Genomic DNA, 6,999 nt, shown 5'->3' on the forward strand with positions numbered 1-6,999 from the left:
CGACTTGAGCGGCCCTGCCCCGACCTGACGTCAGCTTTGTCGACGGAGTGTCAGGGATCAAGGGAGGCCGGGGGCCTGTGGCACGGAAGTGACCATTCCGCCACGCTGTGATCGCTGCGCAACGGTGGCGGTCCGGCGCGACGGAGCGCCCCGGAAGGGGGGCGCGCGAGGGCACTCGCCGAGCCCCCGAATGCCACCGTGCGCCACCTCTCCCGGAACCGGCAGCCTGCCTCCGGGCATCCTTCTGGGTAATCCGGAACGGTGGACCCCGGAACGGTGGACCGCCGTATCGGGGCAGGGGGAACAACAGGGCGACAGAAGAGCGGGGCACGCCAGACACGTTCGGGGGATGGAGGGGAAAAATGCCTCGTTGGAAGGCATTACCGGATGAACTCGACCCGCAGGTGAGGGAGTTTGCGGGCCAGCTGCGCAGGCTCATCGACCGCACCGGGCTGAGTGTCGCAGCGGTGGCCGACCGCACGGGCTACAGCAGGACGTCGTGGGAGCGCTATCTGAACGGGCGGTTGCTCGCGCCCGAAGGGGCGATCGTCGCTCTGGCCGAGGTCACGGGCACCGACCAGGTGCATCTGGCCACCATGTGGGAATTGGCGGAGCGGGCCTGGAGCCGCTCCGAGATGCGCCACGACCTGACGATGGAAGGCATCCGGGTCGCTCAGGCGCGCGCGGCGCTCGGCGAGTTCGGGCCGAACCCGTTGGGCGACGACAGGAGCCGCCGCTTCGGCGGCCGGACCACCGGCACGGCCGTGGACGAGGGTCGAGGCGCGGGTGCGGGCGGCGGGGGCCGCCCGCCATCCGTACCGATCCAGCATGGGAACGCACCACGGGCGCCGCAGCCGGAGGACCGGCCGCGCCGGCCCGACGGCGTCCGGAGGGAGCCGGCCGACCGCCGCAGGCTGACCCTGTTGGTCACCGGTGCGGTGGGCACACTGCTGGTGCTGTCCGCCGCGGTACTCCTGACCGGTCCGGGCGGCGACGACAACGACGGGAAGGCCGCGGCCGACCCGTCGTCCGCATCGTCGGCGACCGGTGCGTCCGCACCGCCCGCCGGGGTCGGGTGCAGCGGCGCCGACTGCACGGGACGGGACCCGGAGGACATGGGGTGCGGCGGCCGGTCCGCGCGCACGGTCTCCAGCGCCACGGTCGGCGGAAGCCTCGTCGAGGTGCGCTACAGCAGGACGTGCGGCGCGGCGTGGGCCCGCATCACCGATGCCGTCCGGGGGGACACGGTACGGATCACTGCGGGCGATGCCGCAGTGCAGGACGGCACGGTCGACGCCGACGCGGACGCGTACACCCCAATGGTCGCAGTGAAGAAGGCCGCCGGCGCCAGGGCATGCGCGACCCTCGCCTCCGGCACGAAGGGGTGCACCACCGCCGCCGCCGAGTGAGGACGGGCGGGTTTCGGTGAGCGGTGAGTGACCGGCTGTGTGCGGTGCCACATGGGGCCGGGCGGCCGGGAGGCCCCGGGTCGGATAGCCTGATCGCTGGATATCTCTTCACATCAAGATTCAGGGGATATCCAGCACCAGGGGCAGGGACCCCCACCGCCAGCTGTCTAACGGAGATCGCCATGACCCGCACTCCCGTGAATGTCACCGTGACCGGCGCAGCCGGCCAGATCGGCTACGCGCTGCTCTTCCGCATCGCCTCCGGCCACCTGCTCGGCCCGGACGTGCCGGTCAACCTGCGCCTCCTGGAGATCCCGCAGGGGCTGAAGGCCGCCGAGGGCACTGCGATGGAGCTCGACGACTGCGCCTTCCCGCTGCTGCGCAACATCGAGATCACGGACGACGCCAACGTCGGCTTCGCCGGTGCGAACGTCGCCCTGCTCGTCGGCGCCCGCCCGCGCACGAAGGGTATGGAGCGCGGCGACCTGCTCTCCGCCAACGGCGGCATCTTCAAGCCGCAGGGCAAGGCCATCAACGACAACGCCGCGGACGACATCAAGGTCCTCGTCGTCGGCAACCCGGCCAACACCAACGCGCTCATCGCGCAGGCCGCCGCCCCGGACGTACCGGCCGAGCGCTTCACCGCGATGACCCGCCTGGACCACAACCGCGCGATCTCGCAGCTGGCCGCCAAGACCGGTGCCGCCGTCTCCGACATCAGGAAGCTGACGATCTGGGGCAACCACTCGGCGACCCAGTACCCGGACATCTTCCACGCGGAGATCGCCGGCAAGAACGCCGCCGAGCTCGTCAACGACGAGGCGTGGCTGGCCGACACCTTCATCCCGACCGTCGCCAAGCGCGGCGCCGCGATCATCGAGGCCCGTGGCGCGTCCTCGGCCGCCTCGGCCGCCAACGCCGCCATCGACCACGTGTACACCTGGGTCAACGGCACCGCCGCCGGCGACTGGACCTCGATGGGTATCCCGTCGGACGGCTCCTACGGTGTGCCCGAGGGCCTCATCTCGTCCTTCCCGGTCACCACGAAGGACGGCAAGTACGAGATCGTCCAGGGCCTGGACATCAACGAGTTCTCCCGCGCGCGCATCGACGCGTCGGTGCAGGAGCTCACCGAGGAGCGCGACGCGGTCCGCGAGCTCGGCCTGATCTGACCGTCGGATCCGGTCGTTCCCGATCCGGTCCGTACGCTCTTCGCGTACCTCACCGCCCCCGGCAGCCGTTGCTGCCGGGGGCGGCCGTGTATGCGGACCCGTACGCCCCGCCCGGGAACTGATCGCGCCCTGACCGGGTCCTTGTGGTCATGCGTGTGACGATGATTCTTCCGGCCCTGACCGAGGCGACCAGCCCGCTCTTCCGGCCCATCAAGTACTCGCTCTTCCCGCCGCTCGGCCTGGCGACCCTCGCCGGCTACCTGGACCCGGACGACGAGGTGACGCTCCTCGACGAACATGTCGAGCGGGTCGACATCGAGGCGCTCGACAGCCCCGACCTCCTCGTCGTCCAGCCGTACATCACTTCCGCCCGGCGCGGCTATGAGATAGCCGACCACTTCCGAGCCCGTGGCGTGCACGTCGCCATGGGCGGCCTGCACGTGACCTCGCTCCCCGACGAGGCGTCGGAGCACGCCGACACGATTTTCACCGGGCCGGGGGAGGACACCTGGCCTCTCTTCCTGAAGGAGTTCCGGGACGGTGTGCCGGGCCGCCGCTACGACTCCACACTGCGCACGCTGGCCGGACTGCCGCCCGTGCGCAGGGATCTGATCAAGCGTCACCTGTATCTGGTGCCCAACTCGATCGTCGTCTCGCGCGGCTGCCCGCACCACTGCGACTTCTGCTACAAGGACGCCTTCTTCGAGGGCGGCAAGTCCTTCTACACCCAGGCCGTGGACGACGCCCTCGCCGAGATCGCGCGGCTGCCCGGCCGCCATCTGTACTTCCTCGACGACCATCTGCTCGGAAACCGGCGCTTCGCGGAGTCGCTCTTCGACGGGATGGCCGGCATGGGGAGGCTCTGGCAGGCGGCCGGAACCGTCAAGTCCGTACTCCAGCCGGATCTGCTGGAACGGGCCGTCGACGCGGGACTGCGCAGCCTGTTCGTCGGCTTCGAGACCGTCAACAGCGCCAACCTCGCAGAGCGCCGCAAGGACCAGAACATCGGCAAGGACTACGCGGCCGCCGTCCGCCGGCTCCACGACGCCGGTGTCATGGTCAACGCCAGCTTCGTCTTCGGACTCGACCACGACGGGCCGGACGTCTTCGACCGTACGGTGGAGTGGGCCGTCGAGCAGGGCATCGAGACGGCCACCTTCCACATCATGACGCCGTACCCGTCCACCGGTCTGTGGAAGCAGATGGAGGCCGAGGACCGGATCGTCCATCGGGACTGGGACCTCTACGACACCCGCCATGTCGTCTACCGGCCGAGGGGGATGACTCCGCGTCAACTGGAGGACGGCTACTGGCGCGCCTACCGGGACTTCTACCGGTGGTCCAACATCTGGCGCGGCGCGTCCGCCCAGCCGGGCACGCACGAGCGGCTGCGGCACCTGGCGTACGCCGGCGGCTGGAAGAAGTTCGAACCCGCCTGGGACGCCCTGATCCGCTCCCGCAACGTGGTGCGGGCCATGCCCATGCTGGAGCGGACCCTGGCGGCCTTCGGTGGACGACGGGCCACGGCCGGCTCGCCCGGCACGCGGTGATGCGCCGCCCGACCGGCTAGCCGGCGTGCAGCCGGTCGGCCATCTCCCGCACGGCTGCCATGGCCCGGCGCTGCAGGCCGGGGCCGAAGGTGATGCGCGTGGCGCCCAGCTCGCCGAGCCTGCGCGGCGTCGGGCCGTCCGGTAGCGCCAGTGCGTTGAGCGGGGCCGCGATGGCGGCGGCCAGGCGGGGAAGGGACTCGGGCGGCGCGGCGATCGGGTAGACGCAGTCCGCGCCGGCCGCCGCGTACAGCCGGGCGCGGGCGATCGTCTCCGCCTCCTGGTCCGTGCCGTCCGGGACGCCGCGTACGTACGTATCGACGCGGGCGTTGACGAAGAGGGCCTCGCCCGCCACCGCCCGTACCTCCGCCAGCCGGTCCGCCTGCCGCTGCGGGTCGAGGAGGACGCCGTCCGCGGAGTCCTCCAGATTGCAGCCGACCGCACCGGTGGCCAGAAGACGCTCCACGAGCTCCTTCGGCGGCAGTCCGTAACCGGCCTCGATGTCCGCCGACACGGGTACGGGGACGGCGCGCACGATCCGGGCGACGGCCGCGAACATCTCGGCGGCGGGCGTCGCCCCGTCCTCGTACCCGAGCGAGGCCGCGACCCCGGCGCTCGGGGTGGCCAGCGCCGGGAAGCCCGCATCGGCGAAGACGCGGGCGCTCGCGGCGTCCCACGGGCCGGGGAGGACCAGCGGATCGCCGGGGGCGCGGCCGTGGTGCAGCGCACGGAGGACGGACACAGTCATCGCGGGGCTCCTGGGGTGGGGTGAGTTGACGGACCGGGGCGCGACCCGGACCGGATCTGCCGGATCCGGGTCAGTGCTTGCTGTCGCCCGGGGTGTAGTGACCCGGGACCATCCGGGTGGTCACACCGAACCGGTTCCAGGCGTTGATCACCGTGATGGCGGCGATCAGCTGAGCGAGCTCGGCCTCCTCGAAGTGCTTCGCGGCCTTCTCGTACACCTCGTCCGGCACGAAACCGTCGGTCAGGACCGTCACGGCATCCGTCAGCTCGATCGCCGCGATCTCCTTCTCCGTGTAGAAGTGCCGCGACTCCTCCCACGCGCTGAGCTGAACGATCCGCTCGACGGACTCGCCCGCCGCGAGCGCGTCCTTGGTGTGCATGTCGAGGCAGAACGCACAGTGGTTCAGCTGCGAGGCGCGGACCTTCACCAGTTCGGCGAGGACCGGATCGAGGCCCTTACGGGACGCGGCGTCCAGCCGGACCATGGCCTTGTAGACATCGGGGGCGAGCTGGGCCCAGTGCAGGCGGGCGCTGTGCTCGGGGGCGTGGTCGGAGCTCGGGTGGGAGTGCTCGTTCGTGGTCATGGGTACGACGCTACGGGGTGGATGGCGCACGGGTATGGTCCATTTCCATGACGGATTCCTGGGCCACTTTCGGAGCCGACCTGCACATCGACCCGACCGGTGCGGCAGGGCTGCGGGCCGGGCTGATGGACGCGCTGCGGGAGGCCGTACGGACCGGGCGGCTGGCCCCCGGTACCCGGTTGCCGTCCTCCCGCACGCTCGCCGCGGACCTGGGTATCGCCCGGAACACCGTCGCCGACGCCTACGCCGAACTGGTCGCCGAGGGGTGGCTCACCGCCCGGCAGGGCTCCGGTACGAGGGTCGCGCAGCGGGCCGAACCGCGTCCGGTGGCCACGACGGCGCCGCGTTCCAGGCCGGTGCGCCGACGGCCCGCGTACAGCCTGATGCCCGGCTCGCCGGATCTCTCCACGTTCCCGCGTGCCGACTGGCTCAAGGCGGCCCGGCGCGCCCTGACCGCCGCGCCGAACGACGCCTTCGGATACGGCGATCCGCACGGACGCATCGAGCTGCGCACCGTACTGGCCGGTTATCTGGCGCGGGCGCGCGGCGTGTACGCGGACCCGGAGCGGATCGTGATCTGTTCCGGCTTCGTCCATGGCCTGATGCTGATGGGGAAGGTGCTGCGGCAGCGACGGGTGCGCGAGGTGGCCGTCGAGTCGTACGGACTGGACATGCACTGGAAGCTGCTCGCCGATGCCGGACTGCGCACCCCCTGCCTGCCGCTCGACGGACTCGGCTCCCGGACCGGGGAACTGGCCGGGATGCGCGGGGTGGGCGCGGTCCTGATGACGCCCGCGCACCAGTTCCCCACGGGGGTCCCGCTCCATCCGGACCGGCGGGCCGCGGCGGTCGACTGGGCGCGGGGCACGGGCGGGCTGATCCTGGAGGACGACTACGACGGGGAGTTCCGCTACGACCGGCAGCCGGTCGGCGCCCTCCAGGGCCTCGACCCGGAACGGGTCGTCTACCTGGGGACGTCCAGCAAGTCCCTGGCGCCGGGACTGCGGCTGGCCTGGATGGTGCTGCCGCCGGGGCTGGTGGGGGAGGTGACCGAGGCGAAGGGGCAGGTCGACTGGGTGTCGAGCACGCTGGACCAGTTGACGCTCGCGGAGTTCATCGAGTCCGGTGCCTACGACCGCCACGTGCGCTCCATGCGGCTGCGCTACCGGCGCCGCCGCGACCAGCTCGTCGCGGCGCTCGCCGAACATGCCCCCGCGCTGCGCGTCAGCGGCATCGCCGCGGGTCTGCACGCCGTGGTCGAACTCCCGGAGGGCACCGAGCGGGCGGTGATCCAGGCCGCTGCCTGGCAGGGCCTGGCACTGGAGGGCCTGGCGCGCTTCCGGCACACGGACGCGGAGGCGGGCGGCGACGCCCTGGTCATCAGCTACGGGACGCCGACCGACAGCGCCTGGGCAGGAACGCTGGAGGCGCTCTGCCGGGTGCTCCCTTAGAGGAGCTCACAAAATGGGCGCCCGGCTCGCGACGCCTGGCACGCACGCTCGCTGCGTTGCCGAAATGCCCTAGTAGCTCCTTCCCCGAG

At 71.5% G+C, this 6,999-nt stretch carries 6 protein-coding genes; 4 read left to right on the forward strand and 2 right to left on the reverse strand.

The annotated features are described in order from the left end of the window. The first annotated feature begins 362 nt into the window (after positions 1–362). The 3 genes from ACFU8W_RS30495 to ACFU8W_RS30505 all read left to right on the forward strand — a co-directional run bounded on the left by ACFU8W_RS30495 (position 363) and on the right by ACFU8W_RS30505 (position 4,131). On the forward strand, positions 363–1,409 hold the full coding sequence (locus tag ACFU8W_RS30495) for a DUF2690 domain-containing protein (RefSeq protein WP_384043808.1): 1,047 nt from the start codon (positions 363–365) through the stop codon (positions 1,407–1,409). 182 nt (positions 1,410–1,591) lie between these two features. Further along, a complete protein-coding gene (locus tag ACFU8W_RS30500; RefSeq protein WP_266982393.1) occupies positions 1,592–2,581 on the forward strand; it encodes a malate dehydrogenase in 990 nt (329 codons plus the stop codon). A gap of 161 nt (positions 2,582–2,742) precedes the next feature. After that, complete coding sequence (locus tag ACFU8W_RS30505) at positions 2,743–4,131, forward strand: B12-binding domain-containing radical SAM protein (protein ID WP_384043829.1); 1,389 nt, start codon at positions 2,743–2,745, stop codon at positions 4,129–4,131. 16 nt (positions 4,132–4,147) lie between these two features. Here the strand turns inward: ACFU8W_RS30505 and ACFU8W_RS30510 are convergent, their stop codons facing one another. Continuing rightward, entirely contained in the window at positions 4,148–4,876 is a 729-nt protein-coding gene (locus tag ACFU8W_RS30510; RefSeq protein WP_384043811.1) for an isocitrate lyase/phosphoenolpyruvate mutase family protein, read from the reverse strand. A 70-nt stretch (positions 4,877–4,946) separates the two neighbouring features. Continuing rightward, on the reverse strand, positions 4,947–5,459 hold the full coding sequence (locus ACFU8W_RS30515; RefSeq protein WP_345515080.1) for a carboxymuconolactone decarboxylase family protein: 513 nt from the start codon (positions 5,457–5,459) through the stop codon (positions 4,947–4,949). 47 nt (positions 5,460–5,506) lie between these two features. On the opposite strand from ACFU8W_RS30515, the gene ACFU8W_RS30520 reads away from it, so the two are divergent. Next, on the forward strand, positions 5,507–6,910 hold the full coding sequence (locus ACFU8W_RS30520) for a PLP-dependent aminotransferase family protein (RefSeq protein WP_384043814.1): 1,404 nt from the start codon (positions 5,507–5,509) through the stop codon (positions 6,908–6,910). Positions 6,911–6,999 lie beyond the last annotated feature (89 nt).

Source organism: Streptomyces sp. NPDC057565, assembly GCF_042801455.1.
In the GTDB taxonomy this organism is placed as follows: Bacteria; Actinomycetota; Actinomycetes; order Streptomycetales; family Streptomycetaceae; genus Streptomyces; species Streptomyces yanii.